Below are 19336 nucleotides of genomic sequence, written 5' to 3' on the forward strand. Positions count from 1 at the left end.
CTCAGGGCTGTGGTGCCCCTGTGGGAGCGGGCGTGCCCGCGAAAGGGCCGAACCTGTCTATGCTGAACCCCATTCTTTCCTCTGATACGGAGACCCACCCATGACCAGCAAGGCCATCTACGTACAACCCGGCGGCGGCTACGACAAGGTCGAGGTCGGCACAAGCGAGGCCGCTGCCCCCAAGGCCGGCGAAATCACCGTGCGCCTGCACGCCAGCTCCCTCAACTATCACGACTTTGCCGTGGTCAGCGGCATGTGGGGCCCGAGCGAGCGGCGTATCCCCATGGCCGATGGCGCTGGTGAAGTGGTTGCGGTGGGCGAAGGTGTCAGCGAGTTCCAGGTGGGCGACGATGTGGTCAGCACCTTCTTCCCCGACTGGCTCGACGGCCAGGCCAACGTCGAAGGCTTTGGCAGGGTACCCGGCGACGGCCTCGATGGTTATGCCCGTGAGCAGGTCACTGCCCGTGCCACCGCGTTCACCCTGGCCCCCAAGGGCTTCAGCCACGCTGAAGCGGCTACCCTGACCACCGCAGGCCTCACCGCCTGGCGTGCGCTGATGAGCGACGACCACCTCAAACCTGGCGACACGGTACTGGTGCAAGGCACCGGTGGTGTGTCGATCTTCGCCCTGCAGTTCGCCAAGCTGGCTGGCGCCACCGTGATCGCCACGTCGTCCAGCGACGCCAAGCTGGAGCGCCTGAAGGCCCTGGGCGCCGACCACCTGATCAATTACAAGAGCACCCCGGCTTGGGGTGAGAAGGTGCGCGCGCTCACCGGCAACCGCGGTGTCGACCATGTGATCGAAGTGGGCGGCCCGGCGACGCTGGAGCAGTCGATGATTGCCGCGCGCATCGGTGGGCATGTCTCGCTGATCGGCATCCTTACCGGCGTGGCCGGTCAGCTGCCGCTGGTGCAGGCGCTGGTGCGGCAGATTCGTCTGCAAGGTGTGCTGGTGGGCAGCCGCGCCCAGCAGCAGGCGATGGTGCGGGCGATCGATGCCAACGGCCTGCGGCCGGTGGTGGACAAGCACTTCGAACTGGAGCAGATCGTCGAAGCGTTCCGCTACCAGGAAAGCAACCGGCATTTCGGCAAGATCTGCCTGACCTGGTGAAGGCTGGACTCCCAAAGGCCCTGCCCATACGCGGGACCTGTGTGAGCGGGCGCACCCGCGAAGGGCTGCGCAGCGGCCCCTAGCCCGGCAGCAAACGGTCGCGGCTGTTGGACAGGTGCAGGCAGACCGCCGCCCTCGCTGCGTCCGGGTCTTGCCGGCGGATGGCATTGAGGATTGCCTCGTGCTCCAGGTTGGCCAGGTACGCCTGCCGCGCCAGCTTCGCCCCGCCGCGTTCGGCCAGGGCCATGCGGTTGCGCGGGATCAGGCTGTTGCCCAGGTGCAGCAGCATTTCGGTGAAGTACAGGTTGCCGGTGGCCTCGGCAATCAGTAGGTGGAAACGTCGGTCGGGCTCGATACAGCTGTCGCCGGCGGCTGCCAGGTCCTGATAGTCATCCAGCGCCTGGCGCATGCGCACCAGGTGCCCCTCGTCACGGCGCAGCGCAGCCAGGGCGGCGGCCTGGCCTTCCAGGCCAATACGCAGTTCCAGCAGGTCACGCACATTCGCCGCGCTTTCCGCTGCCATACGCAGCCCGGCCTGGGCCTGGCGCGCCATCACGAAGGTACCGATACCGTGGCGCGGCTCCACCAGCCCGGAGGCCTGCAACTTGGACAAGGCCTCACGCACCACCGTGCGACTGACCCCGTGCTCGCGCACCAGCGTGTTCTCTGAAGGCAGCTTGTCGCCCGGCTTGAAGGTGCCCAGCAAAATCTGTTGGGTCAGGCTGGAGACAAGGTCATGGGCGCGGCTGTGGCCGTGCTTGCGGGCGTTTTCGGGTTCCATGCTGTGATCCGTTTCGCGCTTAACTTGTACGACAAGTTAAACCATCAAATTATTTTTTGCCGATTTTTTGTGCCTTCAGACTGCTGTTTAGCTTCGCTGTTTTTGAAAGATCGCAGCATGTTTACATTATGACAGCTTGTATTTTGCTGTTTTACCGACATTGTTGATCTTGTCGTACAACATCGCCACGCATATGCTCATCCCCACTGCCATGTCAGACAACCCAGACCCGCACAAAAACAATTAGTGGGAGATTTGCAAGTGAACGACACCCTCACTCCGTCTGCCCGGCACGACAGTGACGCCTTGGCCAGTGCCGTGGCCAAGGTCAAGCGTCATGTCCTGCCGCTGTTTGTCATCATGTTCATCGTCAACTACCTCGACCGCGTCAATATCGGTTTCATCCGCCCGCACCTGGAAAGCGACCTGGGCATCAGCGCTGCGGCCTATGGCTTTGGCGCCGGCTTGTTCTTCATTGGTTATGCGTTGTTCGAAGTGCCTTCGAACATGTTGCTGCAAAAGGTGGGGGCGCGGCTTTGGCTGACCCGCATCATGTTCACCTGGGGCTTGGTAGCCACGGCCATGGCCTTTGTGCAAAACGAAACCCAGTTTTACGTGCTGCGCTTTCTGCTGGGGGTTGCCGAGGCGGGCTTCTTCCCTGGGGTGATCTACTACTTCACCCGCTGGCTGCCAGGCGCCGAGCGCGGCAAGGCGATTGCCATCTTCCTCAGCGGTTCGGCGCTGGCTTCGCTGATTTCCGGGCCGCTGGCCGGGGCGTTGATGCAGATTCAGGGCCTGGGTATGCATGGCTGGCAGTGGATGCTGTTCATCGAAGGCATGGCCTCGGTTGCACTGTGCTTCTTCGTGTTTTTCTGGCTGGATTCCAAGCCGCAAGATGCCAAGTGGTTGAGCCAGGCCGAGCAGGACGCGCTAGTGGCCGCCATCGACCGTGAGCAACGTGAGCGTGAAGCCGTTGGTACAGTCAAGGCATCGGCCTGGACCCTGCTCAAGGATCGCCAGATCGTGCTGTTCTGCGTGATCTACTTCTGCATTCAGTTGACCATCTACGCTGCCACCTTCTGGCTGCCTAGCATCATCAAGCGCATGGGTGACCTCAGCGACCTGCAGGTCGGCTTTTTCAACTCGATCCCGTGGCTGATCTCGATCCTGGCCATGTACGCCTTTGCCGCTGGTTCTGCGCGCTGGAAGTTCCAGCAGGCCTGGGTAGCCGGTGCCCTGTTGGTCGCCGCCATCGGCATGTTCATGTCCACCACCGGTGGGCCGGTGTTCGCCTTTGTCGCCGTGTGCTTCGCGGCCATCGGGTTCAAGTCGGCATCGTCACTGTTCTGGCCGATCCCGCAGGGTTACCTGGATGCCCGCATCGCGGCGGCAGTGATCGCCCTGATCAACTCGGTCGGCAACCTCGGCGGCTTTGTTGCCCCCACCACCTTCGGCCTGCTGGAGCAGCAGACCGGTTCGATCCAGGGTGGGCTGTACGGCCTGGCCGTGACCTCGGTGCTGGCGGCCATTGCCATCTTCTTTGTACGCACTCGCCCCAAGGGCGCCCCTACCGATGACCTCAAGGCCCCCTCGGCCCTGGGCCATACCCACTGATGACTGCGAGACAACAATCATGACTATGCAGACCAATCCCGCCGTTCATACCAGCACTCCGGTGGTCACCGACCTGCGCGTTATTCCCGTGGCCGGCCATGACAGCATGCTGCTGAACCTCAGTGGCGCCCATGGCCCGTATTTCACCCGCAACGTGGTAGTGCTGTGCGACAGCGCTGGCAATACCGGGCTGGGCGAGGTGCCTGGCGGTGAAAACATTCGCCAGACCCTGGAAGACGCCCGCAACCTGGTGCTCGGCCAGCCGATCGGCCACTACCAGCGCGTGCTCAATGCCATGCGCCAGACCTTTGCCAGCCGTGACTCGGCTGGTCGCGGCCTGCAGACGTTTGACCTGCGCATTACCGTACATGCGGTAACGGCCATCGAGTCGGCACTGCTCGACCTGCTTGGCCAGCACCTCAACGTGCCTATGGCAGCCTTGCTGGGCGAGGGGCAGCAGCGCGATGCGGTGAAGATGCTGGGTTACCTGTTCTACATCGGCGACCGTCAACACACCGACCTGGCCTACCGCAACGAGGCCGATGCCGATGACGACTGGTTCCGCGTGCGCCACGAGAAGGCCTTGACCCCGGAAGCGGTGGTGCGTCTGGCCGAAGCGGCCGAGCAGCGCTATGGCTTCAGCGACTTCAAGCTCAAGGGCGGTGTGCTGCGTGGCGAAGAGGAGATGGAAGCTGTGACGGCGCTGGCCGAGCGCTTCCCCGAAGCGCGTATCACCCTGGACCCTAACGGCGCTTGGTCATTGAAAGAGGCCATTGCCCTGTGTCGCGACAAGCATCACGTACTGGCCTATGCCGAAGACCCCTGCGGCGCCGAGAACGGTTACTCGGGCCGTGAGGTGATGGCCGAGTTCCGCCGTGCCACCGGCCTGCGCACCGCCACCAACATGATTGCCACCGACTGGCGGCAGATGGGCCATGCGATCCAGTCGCAGGCAGTGGATATTCCGCTGGCCGATCCGCACTTCTGGACCATGCAGGGCTCGGTGCGGGTAGCGCAGATGTGCAATGACTGGGGGCTGACCTGGGGTTCGCATTCGAACAACCACTTCGACATTTCGCTGGCGATGTTCACCCAGGTGGCGGCGGCGGCGCCGGGCGAGATCACCGCAATCGACACCCACTGGATCTGGCAGGACGGCCAGCGCCTGACCCGTGAGCCGCTGCGCATTGTCGACGGGCATGTGCGGGTCCCGGCCCGGCCGGGGCTGGGGGTGGAGCTGGATGAGGACCAGTTGGCCAAGGCCCATGAGTGCTACCGCAACATGGGGCTGGGGGCGCGGGATGACAGCGTGGCGATGCAGTTTCTGATCCCGGGCTGGCGCTTCGATAACAAGCGGCCTTGCCTGGTGCGTTGAGGCGGTTACAGGCCCGCAGTGCAAAGACAGCCCCGGGTGACCGGGGCTTTTTTGTGAGTAGCTGAAATCGCCTGGGCCGGCACTGGCAACCCACATCCAGATGAAAAACAAAAGCTCCAGATGGCGAGGTGGCGCGATCGGGCATGCCATTCGCGACATCTGGCGGTAATGGAACTGCCCTGTCGTGATCGAACAGTTCCGGGGCGTTCTCGTGTAATTTCCCGCAGCCCTGCAAGGCTTAAATGAAGCCCGAACCGCACGGACATGTTGCTCTGTGATGCGCGCCAAAGATCAACAACAGCGCGCGAGCAACCTGTCGACTTACTGATTTGAAAGGAGATATTTTCGCCTACACCTGCCCGTCCATCCTTGTGTCAGCAAAAAGAGAACAACATCAATGAGCACCGTGGGATCTGATGGCAACCTTGCACAAGGTTTCAAGCCTCGTCATGTAACGATGCTGTCCATCGCCGGCATCATCGGCGCCGGACTTTTCGTAGGCTCTGGCCACGCCATCGCGGCGGCCGGGCCAGCTACCATAGTTTCTTATTTCGTGGCCGGAACCCTGGTGGTACTGGTCATGCGCATGCTCGGCGAAATGGCCGTGGCACACCCTGATACCGGGTCATTTTCCACCTACGCCGACCAGGCCATCGGCCGCTGGGCTGGTTACACCATTGGCTGGCTGTACTGGTGGTTCTGGGTACTGGTGATCCCTATCGAAGCGCTGGCTGCCGGGCACGTGTTGAATGCCTGGTTCCCGCAGGTGGACAGCTGGATCTTCGCGCTGGCTTCGGTGCTGCTGCTGGCCTGCACCAACCTGTTCAGCGTGGCCAAATACGGTGAGTTCGAGTTCTGGTTCGCCATCCTCAAGGTTACGGCGATTCTGGGTTTCATCGGCCTGGGCTTTGCCGCGTTGATGGGCTGGTTGCCTAACCGCGAGGTCAGCGGCCTGAGCGGGCTGATGGCTGAATATGGCGGCTTCGCTCCGAAAGGTTGGTCGGCGGTGGTGGGTGCGTTCATCACCGTGATGTTCAGCTTCATCGGCACCGAGGCAGTGACCATCGCCGCGTCCGAGTCCAGCGACCCGTCGCGCAACATCGCCAAAGCCACCCGCTCGGTGATCTGGCGTATCAGCACCTTCTACATCCTGTCGATCTTCGTGATCATCTCGGTGGTACCGTGGAACGATCCGCAGTTGGCAGTGGTGGGCTCATACCAGCGTGCGCTGGAAATCATGAACATTCCCAACGCAGCGTTCATGGTCGACCTGGTGGTGCTGGTGGCAGTGACCAGTTGCATGAACTCGTCGATCTACATTGCTTCGCGGATGATGTATTCCCTGGCCAAGCGCGGTGACGCCCCGGCCTTCCTCAACAAGACCTCCAAGGTTGGCGTACCGCGCGCTGCCGTGTTTGGCAGTACCCTGATCGGGGCAGCTATCGCCGTTCTCAACTACTTCGCGCCAAAGGGGGTGTTCGAGTTCCTGCTGGCCAGCTCTGGGGCCATCGCCCTGCTGGTGTACATGGTCATCGCCATCTCGCAGCTGCGCATGCGCCGCCGCCTGGAGCGGGAGAACACCGAGCTGAAGTTCCGCATGTGGCTGTTCCCGTACCTGACCTGGGCGGTGATCATCTTCATTGCCGGGGCCTTGGCGGTGATGATGTACACGCCCGAGCACCGGGTAGAGGTAAGTTCTACGTTGGGCCTGGCGATCGTGATTTCCTTCCTGGGGATCGTTACCTCGCGCGGCCATGTGCAACCTGTGGGGGCGCGGTCGATGGGGTGATTCAGTTCACCTGGCGGTAGGGCGAAGGGCACCCGAGGATGGGTGCCCTTTGTTTTTCAGGGCGACGGTCAGGCCGTCATCATCTCGATGTACCTCATCACCGCCGGCGCTTTCTCGAAGCGCCGGTGAACCAGGCTTAGCCACGAGCTAGCTTGGCAATCGACGACCCGCCGGTAATTCACCTGTGGCAGGTTGATGCGCTGCACCACCGATTCCGGGACGACGGCAACGCCTTGCCCCAGTGATACCAAGGTAATCACTGCCACCAGGCTGCCGGGTTGTGGGCCAAGCCTGGGGACGAAACCACCTTGCGCGGCCACTTCCAGCGTGCCGGAAATTTGCTCGGGCAGGATGAAGGATTCGTTGGCCAGGCGCGAGGCCGGGATCTGCGGTATTTCGTTGATACGCGAGCTGGCGGGCAGGGCGAGGACGAAACCTTCCTGGTGCAAGGCGATGGCTTCCAGTTCGTCAGGCAGCTCCATCGGTGAGCGCACGTAGGCAAGGTCGAGCAAGCCGTCGCGGACCATGCCGGGCAGTTCGGCCATGGGCAGTTCACGGATATTCAGGCGCACGCCAGGGCAGGTTTCGCTGTAGCGGCTGACTTGCTGCTGGAGCATGCCCGAGTAGGCGGCTGAAGCCACGTAGCCCAGTTCGATACGCCCGCTTTCGCCACGGGCGGCCTTTTGTGCGCCCAGTTGCGCCGCATCGAACTGACGCACGGCGTGCTCCGCCTCGATCAACAATGCCTGGCCGGCGGCGGTCAGGTTGACCTCGCGCTGGCTGCGCTCGAACAGGCGTACGCCCAGTTCGCGCTCCATGTCCTGGATCTGGCGGCTGAGAGTGGGCGGGGCGATCCCCAGTTGCTCGGCGGCACGGGTGAAATGACCGTGACGGGCGACGCAGAGGAAATAGCGGAAATGGCGGATTTCCATGGGTGTTACCTACAGGGTAATGACGCAGGCCGCCGGGGCTAACAACGCTTTGGGTTGGCGGCGTTATGGTTGAGGCCAACACTACAAGGCTGGTGGCTTGGGGGTAAAGGCCGCTTGTGGAATAGCCGGGCACTGCTTTGCAGGGGGCTGCACCGCTCGCGAAGGTTAGGCAAAACCTGTGGGAGCTGGCTTGCCTGCGATGGGCTGCAAAGCAGCCCCCGGCGATGCTGCAATTTGACCGTACCGCCAAGCCAACCCGCTCTGCTTCCGGAGCCTTATCATGCCCTCTGCACGTTTCACCCTGCTCACTGCCTCCTTGGTCTGCGCTCTGATCATTCTCGACACCAACATCGTCGCGGTCAGTCTGCCCAGTATCGCCCGTGACCTGGCGGGCTCGTTCGCCGATATCGAGTGGGTGGTCAGCGCCTACCTGCTGGCTTTTGCTGCCTGCCTGCTGCCTGCCGGTAGCCTGGCCGACCGCTTCGGCAGGCGGCGCATGCTGCTGCTCGGCCTGGTGCTGTTCGGCATCGCTTCGTTGGCTTGTGGTGCAGCGCCAAGCCTGTTGTTCCTTGACATGGCCAGGGCCGCCAAGGGTGTGGGGGCAGCGTTGTTGCTGACCTCGGCACTGGCCGCCATCGGCAACCGCTTTCATGAGCCGCAGGAACGCATGCGCGCCTGGGCCTTCTGGGGTGCCTGCATGGGTGCCACCATCACCTTCGCGCCGCTGTTGGGCGGGATAATCGCCAGTACCTTGGGCTGGCGCTGGATCTTCTACATCAACCTGCCGTTGGTGGCAGTGCTCGCGGTCATGGTGCTGTACAGCGTCGATGAGTCTCGCGACAGTGCGGCGGCCCGGCTCGACCCATGGGGCAGCCTGACTTTCGCCGGCGGCCTGGGTTACCTGATCTGGGCGATGATCGATGCCAGCCAGGTGGGCTGGGGCAGTGCGCAAACGCTAGGTAGGCTGGTGATCAGCGCCTTCCTGTTCGGCGTGTTCGTCATGGTCGAGCGCAGCCAGCAGCGGCCAATGATCGACCTGCGGCTGATGCGCAGTGCGCGTTTCGTCGGTGCCTTGCTGGGCATGTTCGCCTACGCCGCTTGCGCCCAGGTGATGATGACCCTGCTGCCGTTGTACCTGCAGAACGGCCTGCAGCTGTCGGCCCTGGCCGCGGGTGCGGGCATGTTGCCATTCGCCGTGGCCATGCTGCTGATGCCGCGGGTTGGCATGCGCCTGGCCGCGCACTGCAGCGCTGCGCAGGTGTTTGCGCTTGGGCTGATGCTGGTGGGGGTAGGCAACCTGTTGTGTGCCTGGGCTGCAAACCATGGCGGCTACAGCGCGTTTGCAGTGGCCAGCCTGGTGCTAGGTGCGGGCGCCGGGCTGCTCAATGGCGATACGCAGAAGAACATCATGGCCTGTGTGCCCCGTGAGCGTACTGGCATGGCGTCGGGGCTGAGCACCACCACGCGGTTCGGCGCGATCGTGCTGGCAATAGGTGTACTGGGCGCAGTGCTGGCCGCCCGTACCGGCCAGTTGATGAAGGAGGCGATGGCAGTGGTGGCCCCAGCGCACCTGGGAGAAGTTACAGCGATGGCCACGCGAGTGGCTGCCGGTGACCTGGCCGCCGCGTTGGCCATGCTGGATCCCGCCTTGCGTGCCGAGGTTGCTCCCTTGGCTCGGCAGGCGTTCATCGGTGGTTTTGAGAGCGTGCTGCACGTCGCAGGCATTGCCGCCATGGTGTTTGCCATTGTCGTGGGTGTGTTGCTGAGCCGCCCGCCAGTGCAGCTGGAGGCGTGGGCAGAGCACGGTGCGTGAGCCCTCACGCGGCGTTACAGGATAGCGTTTTGCAATTATTTCTCCCGGGCCCTCAACTATTTCGAACGGCGAATGTCATTGATTGCGGGCCTGTTGAGTGATGCCAAAGTGCAATGAGCACCATCTGCCGTCCTGATGGCAAAAAGCCGCTATCGCACAAAACTGTGTAGATGGTGGAAAATCACGTTTTCGCCATACCAAGGCAGTACCTTGGGTAGAAGAAACCGCCCTTGAGCATCGGGCGATTCCGCCAGCGGTTGCCGCAATCTACTGTTTGGTGTGTGGCTTAAAAATGGATTTATCCCTTGTTTTACAAGGGTTTTAGTAAAAGTAGCGCTCAGTTCTATGGATACTCACGGAGGAGGGCTGGACCAAGATTCAGGTTTGTCATGGAGGATACGCTGCAAACCCCGCCATCAACCCTGCCGATCTTCCTGATCAGGTGCTGGAGATCACGGTTTACGTGGCCTTCAGGGCTTTTCGCACATTTTTCCGACCGCTGACTTCAGCCATTTTAAATGTCCGAATGGTCAGGTTTTGCACATCGAAAATATAGGTCGACGGTAATTTTTTAGAGTAGGCCGGTCAGCGCTGTTGTGCATGCCGGCGAGGTGCAGTAAACACCACCTAATTCGTTGATTTCCCCAGTGTAATCAGGGCTATAGCCCTGATTTTGGCGTGGCCGTATTGGCCGGCGCCCCGCTTTTATTTTGGGTATTTAGCGTCAAAAGCTTTTACATTGGTGTGCAGAAATGCGTCGCGGATTGCAGGTATTAACCCAATCTGTCAAAATTTCGCTGTTGCACATTTCTAAGTCTTGGATGAAAATGCTGCTTCATGGAGCGAGATATGGACGAACTGGGACCAACCACAACGTCATGGGGCAGCGGTGCGGGCGAGGATGTGGATGTTCGCGCGCTACGACGCTACAACCGGTTGCTGGGTGTTTTGCTGGATATCGGGGAGTGGGCCTGCATCGGCTTGCTGCCTTGTGTAGCGGTGGCCGCCATCTGGCTGGTGACGCAAACGAATTTTGAAAATGTCGTGTTCTATGACGGAACCGACTCGATTTGCATTTACGACGGAACGACAGGGGAAATCCGCAATGTCGAGTAAGGAAACCCAACACGGAACCCCTGATGGTGATGCGCCGCAGGCCCGGCGGGGCACCGATGAAGAAAAGCTGCTGGAGCTGGCACTGGACGAAACGCCCGGTGAGGCCGCAGCCACCGTCAGGGAAGTCAAGCGTCTGCAGCTGGAGTGCCTGGATCTCAAGCGCCGTAACAAGCGCGTCTGGGGGCAGCTGCTGGCCCTGACTTGCGTGTTCGGCGTAACCATCGCGGCGGTGGTGTTCTGGTACCCGAAGTACCGCTGGATTCCGACGATTGACAACCATGCCATCTGTGAAGTCTCCACTGAAAGCAACCCGCGCGTCACCCCTGCGACGCTGGCCGAGTACGCCAAGGATGCGGTGGTCAACTCGTACTCCTACGACTATGTGAACTACCGCTCCAACCTCAATGCCGCAGGTGCGCGCTGGTACACCGATGAGGGGCGCAAGGCCTTCCTGAAGACGCTTGACGATTCCGGCAACCTGGAGCGCGTGCTCAAGGGGCGGATGATCCTGCGGGCCATGGCCACCCAGGTGGCCCAGGTCGAAGAAAGCGGTGTGCTGGCGAGCGGGCAGAACTACTGGGTGGTACAGGTGCCGATTGCCATCGAGTTCTATGTCGGCGGTGATCAGCAAGCACGCTCGCGCCAGGATTTCCTCGCAGCCGTAACCATCGTCCAGATCCCCGCTTCGGCCACCAACACCAAAGGCATCGCCGTCGATTCTGTTCAGCTGTCGCCGTACACCTCAAGGAAGTGACCATGAAGAAGCATCTGATCGCATCGTTGCTTGCGAGCGCTATCGCCATGCCGGCATTTGCCAACGAGGCGCCAGAAGCGCCGGCCGCCCAGGGTGGCATGGGGCAGATTGGCGCGACGCAAGCTGGCGAAGCTCCGCCCCAGCCACCGATGAATGGCTTGGGCCGGCAAGTATCCAGTGTTGCTCAAGTGGTCTACCCGCGGCCGGAAGATGTCATCAGCGACACGGTACAGGACGTTCAGGATTCGCAGCTGACGTCGTCGCAGGTAGAGCTGATCAAGCAGCTATGGCTGGAGCGTGAAAAGCAGAAAGCCACGGCCTACATAAGCCCGGCCAAACCTGTGACCCGCACGCTTGCACTGAACCTGGACCCGGGCGTGTCGCCACCCATCGTTCGCCTGAGCAAGGGGCAGCAGTCGTCGATCGTGTTCTCCGACTATGCCGGGCAGCCATGGATGATTCAGAACGTGTCGATCAACCGCGAACTCTTCAGCGACGGGCGCGAGCGAGGCGGTCAGAACGGACAGAACGGCACTGCCGCACCGACCAACATCCTCACCCTGGACCCCGCCACAGCGGCGGCCTACGGCAACGTCACCGTCACCCTGCGCGGGCTGGCCACGCCCATCATCCTGATCCTGGCTGCCGGCCAGGAAGAAGTGGACATGCGCGTGGATGCGAAGGTGCCCGGGCGTAATCCGGATGCTGCGGCTTCTGTGGCAATGCTGAGGATGCCGGGTATCGATGATGCGCTGACCTACTTCCTGGATGGTGTGCCGCCGAAAGAGGCCAATCGCCTGAAGGTGACCGGGCTGGAGGGCGTCGAGGCCTGGAGCTATGGCCCGAACATGTACGTGAAAGCCAAGGCTGATGCGCAATACCCGGCCTACACCAACGCTGCGCGAAGCACCACCGGTGTGGCGGTGTATCGCTACGCGGGCCTGCAGAACAGCGTCACGTTCACGACTGGCGGGCAAGCCGTAACCGTCTTCATCGAGCAAGGGAATCTGCAATGAGTGATCACAACATGCCGCCGAACGACTCGGGCTTCGATGAAGAGGACGAGCACCTGGTAGCCGACCGCGACGGGCCGGCTGGCTCGCACGTGAAGAAGGCGCGCAAGTCCGATGAGATGCAGCGCAATCTGCACGCCGTGTTCGGTTCCGGTGTGGGCAAGGTGTCGCTGATCGCGGCCGGCCTGGTGGTGCTTGCGCTGGGGGCGCTGGCCTACAACGGCATGACCAGCAAGGACGAACCTGTCGGCAAGGCCTCTACGGTGGATGTCCCGCGTGCACCGCAGCCCGAGGTGTCGGTCGACCCTATTTCCGCTGCCGAGGCGGAGCGTCGCAACCAGCGAAGCTCGCTGGAGGCCGAGCAGGCTGCCGAGCGCGGCATGTCGTACCAGCCTGGCTTCGACCCCAATATCGTTCAGTCCACCGGCAGGGATGCTGCCCGTGGCCAGAATGCCCAGTTCAATGTGCCCGGGCAGCCGTACAACGATGCCAGCATGCAGCCGCCGCCGATCTATGTCGGGGCGGGGCAGCCGCCCCGCGAGGCCGCCCAGAACCAGCGCGCCGGCGCGAGCAACGCACAGTCTGATGAACAGGAACGCCTGCGCCTGGAAGAGCAGCTGAAAAAGGCCGAGCAGCAGCGCGACCTGTACGTCAACGAGCTCAAGGCCGAGACGCTCAAGTCGATCAAGCAACTGATGGGTGAGTCTGAAAGCGCAAAAGGCTTCGCCGAAAAAAGCAGCTTCAGCACGGTCAGCTATTACCCGACCGAGCGTGCTGGCAGCAGCGAACGTGATGGCGTGTTGCGTGCCGGCAACGACAAGAACAAGAAGGACCCCAACGACATCGAGGCCGTGGGTGACACCGACCGGGAGTTGCTCATCAAGACCGGTACCATCATGTACGCCACGCTGGATGCGGAGGTCAACACCGACGACGGCGGCGACGTGCTGGCAACCATTCGTGGCGGCAAATGGAACGGCTCCAAGCTGATCGGCAAGATCGAACAGGCGCCGGACAACATCCGTGTGAAATTCACCATTCTGGCGCCACCGGTGAACGATTCCCGCCCGACCATGCGCATCAGCGCCGTGGCGCTGCGAGAGGATGATGCCAAGCAGGGTATTGCCGAGACCAAGGACCACCACACCATGGAGCGCTACTTCGCCCTGGGGGCTGCCTCGCTGCTGTCTGGCTACGGTCGGGCTTACCAGCAGACGGCAGGTACCACGATCATCAGCCCCAGCGGTGTAGTGGCCCAGACCACGACCGAGCCTTCGACCAAGCAGGTCATCGGTTCGTCGGTGGGCGAGATGGGTACCGCGATCGCGTCGGAAGTACGCCGTGGGTTCAACCGTCCTGCTACCTACGCAACACCTGCGAACAAAGGCTTTGGCCTGTTCTTCCTGCAAGACGTTCACGATCAATCTCGATAAGGAGTTCGACATGAAGAACTGGTCATTCGGAAAACTCATAGGCGTTTTTGCCGGTAGCTTCGTGGCGCTGATCGTGGTCGCCGTGGTCGTGATCAAGGCCTCCTCGTCGCCGGTCGCCAAGGCCAAGCGCACAGCGCAAATCCAGGCTCAGTCGGCACAACAGCCACGCATGGATGTGCTGAGCATCGAGCTGGCCAAGTCCAGGGAGCAGGCGCAAGCGGCCCTGCAAGCCCAGGAGAACAGTGAAAAGCAACTGAAGATCGTGCGTGAGGAATCGCAGCGCAATACCCAGCTGCTGCTGAGCCAGATCAAGAACCTGGATAACAGCATGTCCCAGCTGGCCCAGCGCATGAACAGCTACGAGCAGAACCGTCAGCGTGTGGAAATCGTCAAGCCGCCGCGCAGGGCGCCAGCACCTGCCGCGTCGCAGGGGTACGCCAGAAGCGCTCACCCGATTCCGCAATCGAGTGGCTACAAAGTGCAGGCCGTGGTCGGGCACCGGGCCTGGGTGAAGAATGGTGAGAGTGAAGACAGCGTAAAGGCCGGCGACACGTTGCCACCGGTGCAGCGCGAATTGAAGGTGCTTTCAGTTGATCGCGACAGCGGTATTGTAGTGACTTCACCCGCTCTTTAAACAAGGACGTTGCCATGGCGGCCGGATTTGCCGATCTAGTAGATGTATTGGTCAATATCGGGAAAGTAATCCCGACGGCGATCATGATGTGCCAGGGTATTGCCGCACTTATCGGTCTTTACCTGACAGGTGCTGCGTTGATTGAAATCTGGGGTGTTACCCATGACAACGCATTGAAGTATGTAGCCGGGCGACAGCGTTTTTCTGTCGGCTCCGCCTGTGTGCAACTGGTGATCGGCTCTATTTTGCTGGCCATTGGCACACTGGAGTGGATGGGGATCATGTCGCGAACGTTGACCGGGGATTATGCCAACTCGCGCATGTTGTCCTATTCCTCTACCGGCACCACGTTGCAGCAACAGGCACAACTGGCCACGCTCGCCCTGCTGGGCATCATGCAGGTGGTCGGTCTGATTGCCATGGTGAAAGGTTGGTTGACGGTAAACGGTTATTACAACAATCAAACTCAGGCCGGCCTGGGGACCGCCAGTGGATGGATCATCGGCGGTGTGCTGGCGTGGAACTTCAAATGGTTCAGCGATGTACTCAACAACACAATCGGATTCAATCTGGTTGGACTTTTCACGCCGTGGTCGTAACGGCTTTTCGAAATATGAAACCCAAGGAGCGTCACTCATGAAAGCACTCAAAACCCTGAAAGCTGCTTACGATTCGGCCAAAGTTCGTGCGACCACTGCAGTTATCGGTGCCCTGGCAGCACCGTCGGCATTTGCCATTACCAAGACTGACCTGACCCAGGACACCTCGGGCGGCAAGACCGCTGACGACGTGATGACCAACATCGACAATACCGCTCAGGGCGGCGCCACGCTGCTGATCTCGCTGGTGTCGATTGGTGGTTTCGTGGTCGTTGCCATTTCGCTGTACACCCTGTGGAAAGCGTCGAAGGATGAGCGTGAAAAGCCGATGTCGGCCATTGTCGGCCTGTTCATCGGTGGCCTGATGGCGGGTGTCGGCACCGTGATGTGGATCATGCGCAACACCATGGTCAACTAAGGCTGCGCGCCGCTGACCCTAAAGCGGGGCGCCAGGCCCCGCAATTTCCAGACAGTTTCGGGGATATCGGACGTGAGCGAAACAAACTCTGCGCAGGGCAGGGCAGTGACTGTGCCCACGCTGGCGAGTGGTTATGTCAGCCGTACTGCCAACCAACCGGTATTCGGCGTGCGCCGGCCACTGTGGCGCTCTGACGATGATCAACGAAAACTGTTCAGTGAAGCGCACAACACTCTGCGCACTTCAGTGTGGCAACGCGACAATTACACCTGTCGCTTCTGTGGTTTCAAGTCTGCCAAGTTTCAGGAACTCCATGCACTGGATGGCAATGCCGACAATTGCACCAAGGACAACCTGATCACCGCGTGCAACTTGTGCCGCCAGGTTCATCACCTGGGTGCCTGCGCCATGAATGGCACCGGTTTTTTCGTGGCAGTTCAGGAATTGACACAAACCGAGATCAACAACATTGCCCGGTGCATCTATGTCAATGAGTTGCTCGGCGACAGGGCGGTCAACGAGAAACTGACCAGCCTGTTGGCAGCGTTCCAGTTTCGCGGTGGCGACACGCTCAAGGACGTATTCGGCGGAGAAGTGATCACGGTATTGAGTGTGGCCGAAACCCTCGCAAGCAAAACACTTGTCAGCGATGAAGAATATGAAAGACGTGCTGAATGGTTGGCCCCGCTGCGGCTGTTTCCAACCAAGGGCGCGTTCAAGGATGGGCAGCTTGAATATTACGCGGCCAATAACCGCGCCTTGTTCCTGCCCGGCAACTGGTCGGCATTGACCGGCCAGCTACTGAAGCAATTCGCTTGATGCAACCTGAAGCAGAGCTGATCAGCCTCGCCATTGAGAACCTTACACAGGAAGAACAAGGAAATGTTTAACAAACTCGAGGCGGTGATCCTGACGGTTCTGAGCCAGCTCAAGGCAGACGTGCAGGACTATTGCGACCTTGAAACGGTCGACGGTGGGCAGTCCATCGTCGCCAACGACGGTTCACTGGCGTCCATCGTACGTTTCAACGGCACCAAGAGCGTACTGGGGCGCGAACAGTTCGAGCGCCTGGTGAGCCTGCTGGAAGCGTCGCTTTCGGTGTACTTCAAGGTGCGCGGCCATCACCTGCAGATTGTCTTCAGCCGCGACCTGGATGCGACTGCGCCGCTGGAGCAGAACGCCTCGCAGCAGGCAGCAACTGCCGAGCGGTTGAACCTCAACGTGCGGCACCTGATCAACGAGGGCGTGAGCAAGTACGCCCAGTATGTGTATGACGAAGAATGCTACCTGGTGTTCTGGTCGCGGCCCGCGCTGCTTGACCAGACCGAACGGTCGATGGCGCGCGAGGCGCTGAACGAGTTCAGGAAGGCATCGGAATGGCCGGCCACCGCCGAAGCGCAGAACCTGTTGCGGCCCATTTCCTACCTCAAGGACCGCCACCTTTCCTTTGTCACCAAGATTTCCGAAGACCTGACGTCCCCCGAGTTCGGTTGCTCGGCGGATGTGCTCGACGTCAGTGAAGCAATCCGCGCCATCCGCGCGAAGGTGAACCCCGACATCACGCCGCGTACCTGGAAGCCCTACATTCCGGGCAGCGCCATTCCGATGCGCTGGAAGACCAGCAAGCGCAGTGGGGACATGTCAGAGTTCATGTACCCCACGCTGCCCAGCCAGATCATGGTCACGTCGGCTGAAATCGGCAGTGGCGAGCGCACCAGTCTGCTGCCCGACCCTACCAGCGTGCGGGTTGGCTCGCGCGTGTATGCGCCGTTGCTGATGTCGATTCCACCGGCAGAGCCGCAATACTTCAACACCCTGTTCAACAGCCTCAACCGCGCGGAAACCCAGGAAAACGGTGTGTCACGCGCCTTGCCGTATTCGGTGTCGATCATGCTGTCGTCCGATGGCATGAGCGTGCTGGCCTGGAAAAGCCTGTTTGCCCAGTTGCTTTCGGTAACCTCCGAGCAGAACCGCAACATCAACCTGGCCACCAAGGAGCTGCGCGAGCGGGTGCGTGACGGTGAGTGCATGGTCAAGCTGCAGGTTGCCGCCATGACCTGGGCCAGCCCGGACGAGAAAGGCGTGAAGGAGCTTGCGCTGCGCAAGTCGAAGCTCTGGCGCACGCTGGAGTCGTGGGGCCAACCGGTGTTCATCGAGCGTACCGGCAACCCGATGCAGGCGTTCCAGTCCAACTGCCTGGCCTTGACCACCAAGCATCTTGGCGACCCTGCCGCAGCGCCGCTTGGCGATGCCGTGGCCATGCTGCCGCTGACCCGGCCAGCCTCGCCGTTCCAGGAGGGTTCGACCATCTACCGCAGCCTGGACGGCAAGATCCTCAAGTACCAGCGTTTCTCGTCTCAGCAGACCACCTGGATCACGCTGATCGCAGGCAAGCCGGGTTCGGGCAAGTCGGTGCTGATGAACAACAACCACTTCGAATCCTGCCTGATGCCGGGCCTGACCGGCCTGCCTTACATCGGCATCACAGACATCGGGATTTCCTCGTCCGGTTTCTGTGACCTGGTGCGCGACAACCTGCCCCCCCGGCTTCATCACCTGGTGGTGTACAAACGTTTGCAGAATGCCAGGAAAGACTGCATCAACCCGCTGGATACGCCGTTGGGCCAACGTTATCCACTGCCGAAAGACCGTGAGTTCAACAAGAACTTCCTGACCATTCTAGTGACGCCGCCCGAGCGCGAAAAACCCTATGAAGGGATGAGCAACTTCGTCGGCCGGATGGTTGACCTGGCCTACCGGCGCAAGGACGACAAGATCGAGCGGGCCAGCCCGGAAACCTACAAGCCGGGGCACAACGATGTCGTGGATACTGCCGTGGCGCAGCTTGGCTTCCGGATTCTTCCGGCGACTACCTACTGGGAGCTGGTCGACGCGATGTTCGATGCCGGCATGGTGTACGAGGCAGAGGTGACCCAGCGCTACGCGGTGCCAACCCTCAATGACCTGGTGGCGGTGGCGTCGACCGAGGAAGTGCGGGCCGAATACGAGGGGTCCGGCGAGGTCGGGCGTAGCCTGGTCGACGCCTTCATCCTGGGTATCCGCGAGGCGGTGGGTGACTTCCCGGTGTTCTCCGATCACACCCGCTTTGACGTGGGCAGTGCCCGCATCGTGGCCCTCGACCTGCAGGACGTGGCGCTGCAAGGCTCTGCATCGGCGAAAAAGCAGACGGCCTTGATGTACATGATCGCCCGCCAGTGCTTCATGAAGAAGGTGGCCTTCTCGAAGGAGGACTTCCCGTTCTTCACCGAGAAGTACCTGCCATTCTACGAGCGCCTGGTGGCGGACCTGGTGGATGAATACAAGGTCATGTGCATGGACGAATTCCACAAGACCGGTGGCCACGTGGGCTTGCAGGAGCAGATGCAGACCGATGGCCGTGAGGCCCGTAAGTGGAACATGGAGATCATCCTGGCTTCGCAGTTGATGGAAGACTTCGGCCAGCTGACCAAGATCGCCACGGCCACCTTCATCCTCGACTCGGGTACCAAGGAGACCCGCGACTGGCTGCGCAAGAACATCGGCCTGTCCGACACCGAGGAGCATGCGCTGGTCAACTTCGTGCACGGGGCCAACAAGCATGGCTGTACCTTCCTGGCGCGCTTCGAAACCAAGAACGCCACCTACAGCCAGCTGTTCACCATGTCTGCAGGGCCGATGCGCCTGTGGGCACTGACCACCACCGCCGAGGACCGGAAACTGCGCACCATGCTCTACGAGCACATGCCGCGCCCGGACGCGCTCGCATTGCTGGCCCGCCGCTTCCCGTCGGGTGGCTGCAAGGACATGGTGGAGCGGCTCAAGCGCGAGACGTTCAAGGATGTCGAGTTCGTCGATGACGACATGGAGCAGTCCGTGATTGCGCGCATCGCCAAGGATCTGGTCGCTGACTACATCAGCGCCAGTGCATACGAAGACGTAGTGTGAGGGAGTGAC

At 61.2% G+C, this 19336-nt stretch carries 16 protein-coding genes; 14 read left to right on the plus strand and 2 right to left on the minus strand.

Going from position 1 to position 19336, the window contains the following annotated elements; translation table 11 throughout:
* Positions 1-100 precede the first annotated feature (100 nt).
* Positions 101-1111: a zinc-dependent alcohol dehydrogenase family protein gene (locus ACK1VC_RS01940; protein WP_016489314.1), complete on the plus strand. Its 1011-nt coding sequence runs from the start codon at positions 101-103 to the stop codon at positions 1109-1111.
* Positions 1112-1190: 79 nt separating this feature from the next.
* Here the strand turns inward: ACK1VC_RS01940 and ACK1VC_RS01945 are convergent, their stop codons facing one another.
* Positions 1191-1892, minus strand: coding sequence for a FadR/GntR family transcriptional regulator (locus ACK1VC_RS01945; protein ID WP_016489313.1), 702 nt, complete (start codon positions 1890-1892; stop codon positions 1191-1193).
* 261 nt (positions 1893-2153) lie between these two features.
* Between ACK1VC_RS01945 and ACK1VC_RS01950 the strand changes: the two genes are divergently transcribed.
* The 3 genes from ACK1VC_RS01950 (at position 2154) to ACK1VC_RS01960 (ending at position 6670) form a co-directional block, all read left to right on the plus strand.
* Positions 2154-3506, plus strand: a complete 1353-nt coding sequence (locus ACK1VC_RS01950) for an MFS transporter (RefSeq protein ID WP_016489312.1) — start codon at positions 2154-2156, stop codon at positions 3504-3506.
* A 19-nt stretch (positions 3507-3525) separates the two neighbouring features.
* A complete protein-coding gene (gene gudD / locus ACK1VC_RS01955; RefSeq protein ID WP_191087011.1) occupies positions 3526-4881 on the plus strand; it encodes a glucarate dehydratase in 1356 nt (451 codons plus the stop codon).
* Positions 4882-5278: 397 nt separating this feature from the next.
* Complete coding sequence (locus ACK1VC_RS01960) at positions 5279-6670, plus strand: amino acid permease (protein WP_016489310.1); 1392 nt, start codon at positions 5279-5281, stop codon at positions 6668-6670.
* 68 nt (positions 6671-6738) lie between these two features.
* Here the strand turns inward: ACK1VC_RS01960 and ACK1VC_RS01965 are convergent, their stop codons facing one another.
* Positions 6739-7602 carry a LysR family transcriptional regulator gene (locus ACK1VC_RS01965; protein ID WP_191087010.1) on the minus strand — a complete coding sequence of 288 codons (864 nt, stop codon included), beginning with the start codon at positions 7600-7602 and terminating at the stop codon, positions 6739-6741.
* A 280-nt stretch (positions 7603-7882) separates the two neighbouring features.
* On the opposite strand from ACK1VC_RS01965, the gene ACK1VC_RS01970 reads away from it, so the two are divergent.
* The 10 genes from ACK1VC_RS01970 to ACK1VC_RS02015 all read left to right on the plus strand — a co-directional run bounded on the left by ACK1VC_RS01970 (position 7883) and on the right by ACK1VC_RS02015 (position 19327).
* Positions 7883-9415, plus strand: coding sequence for an MFS transporter (locus ACK1VC_RS01970; RefSeq protein WP_016489308.1), 1533 nt, complete (start codon positions 7883-7885; stop codon positions 9413-9415).
* A gap of 849 nt (positions 9416-10264) precedes the next feature.
* Positions 10265-10531, plus strand: coding sequence for a hypothetical protein (locus tag ACK1VC_RS01975; RefSeq protein ID WP_016489307.1), 267 nt, complete (start codon positions 10265-10267; stop codon positions 10529-10531).
* Entirely contained in the window at positions 10521-11285 is a 765-nt protein-coding gene (locus tag ACK1VC_RS01980; RefSeq protein WP_016489306.1) for a DotI/IcmL family type IV secretion protein, read from the plus strand. Before ACK1VC_RS01975 ends, ACK1VC_RS01980 begins: the two co-directional genes overlap by 11 nt.
* A gap of 2 nt (positions 11286-11287) precedes the next feature.
* Positions 11288-12301 carry a DotH/IcmK family type IV secretion protein gene (locus ACK1VC_RS01985; protein WP_016489305.1) on the plus strand — a complete coding sequence of 338 codons (1014 nt, stop codon included), beginning with the start codon at positions 11288-11290 and terminating at the stop codon, positions 12299-12301.
* Complete coding sequence (locus ACK1VC_RS01990; protein ID WP_016489304.1) at positions 12298-13731, plus strand: DotG/IcmE/VirB10 family protein; 1434 nt, start codon at positions 12298-12300, stop codon at positions 13729-13731. The genes ACK1VC_RS01985 and ACK1VC_RS01990 overlap by 4 nt, the downstream gene beginning before the upstream one ends.
* Before the next feature lie 10 nt (positions 13732-13741).
* The gene (locus ACK1VC_RS01995; protein ID WP_016489303.1) at positions 13742-14365 is read left to right on the plus strand and encodes a hypothetical protein; all 624 of its coding nucleotides are present in this window, start codon (positions 13742-13744) and stop codon (positions 14363-14365) included.
* Between the two features lie 14 nt (positions 14366-14379).
* Positions 14380-14964: a hypothetical protein gene (locus ACK1VC_RS02000; protein WP_016489302.1), complete on the plus strand. Its 585-nt coding sequence runs from the start codon at positions 14380-14382 to the stop codon at positions 14962-14964.
* A gap of 37 nt (positions 14965-15001) precedes the next feature.
* A complete protein-coding gene (locus ACK1VC_RS02005; RefSeq protein ID WP_016489301.1) occupies positions 15002-15382 on the plus strand; it encodes a hypothetical protein in 381 nt (126 codons plus the stop codon).
* 72 nt (positions 15383-15454) lie between these two features.
* On the plus strand, positions 15455-16201 hold the full coding sequence (locus tag ACK1VC_RS02010; RefSeq protein ID WP_024717374.1) for an HNH endonuclease: 747 nt from the start codon (positions 15455-15457) through the stop codon (positions 16199-16201).
* A 63-nt stretch (positions 16202-16264) separates the two neighbouring features.
* Positions 16265-19327, plus strand: coding sequence for a type IV secretion system protein IcmB/DotO (locus ACK1VC_RS02015; protein ID WP_016489299.1), 3063 nt, complete (start codon positions 16265-16267; stop codon positions 19325-19327).
* Positions 19328-19336: the final 9 nt, after the last annotated feature.

It is taken from the genome of Pseudomonas sp. XP2 (assembly GCF_053557975.1).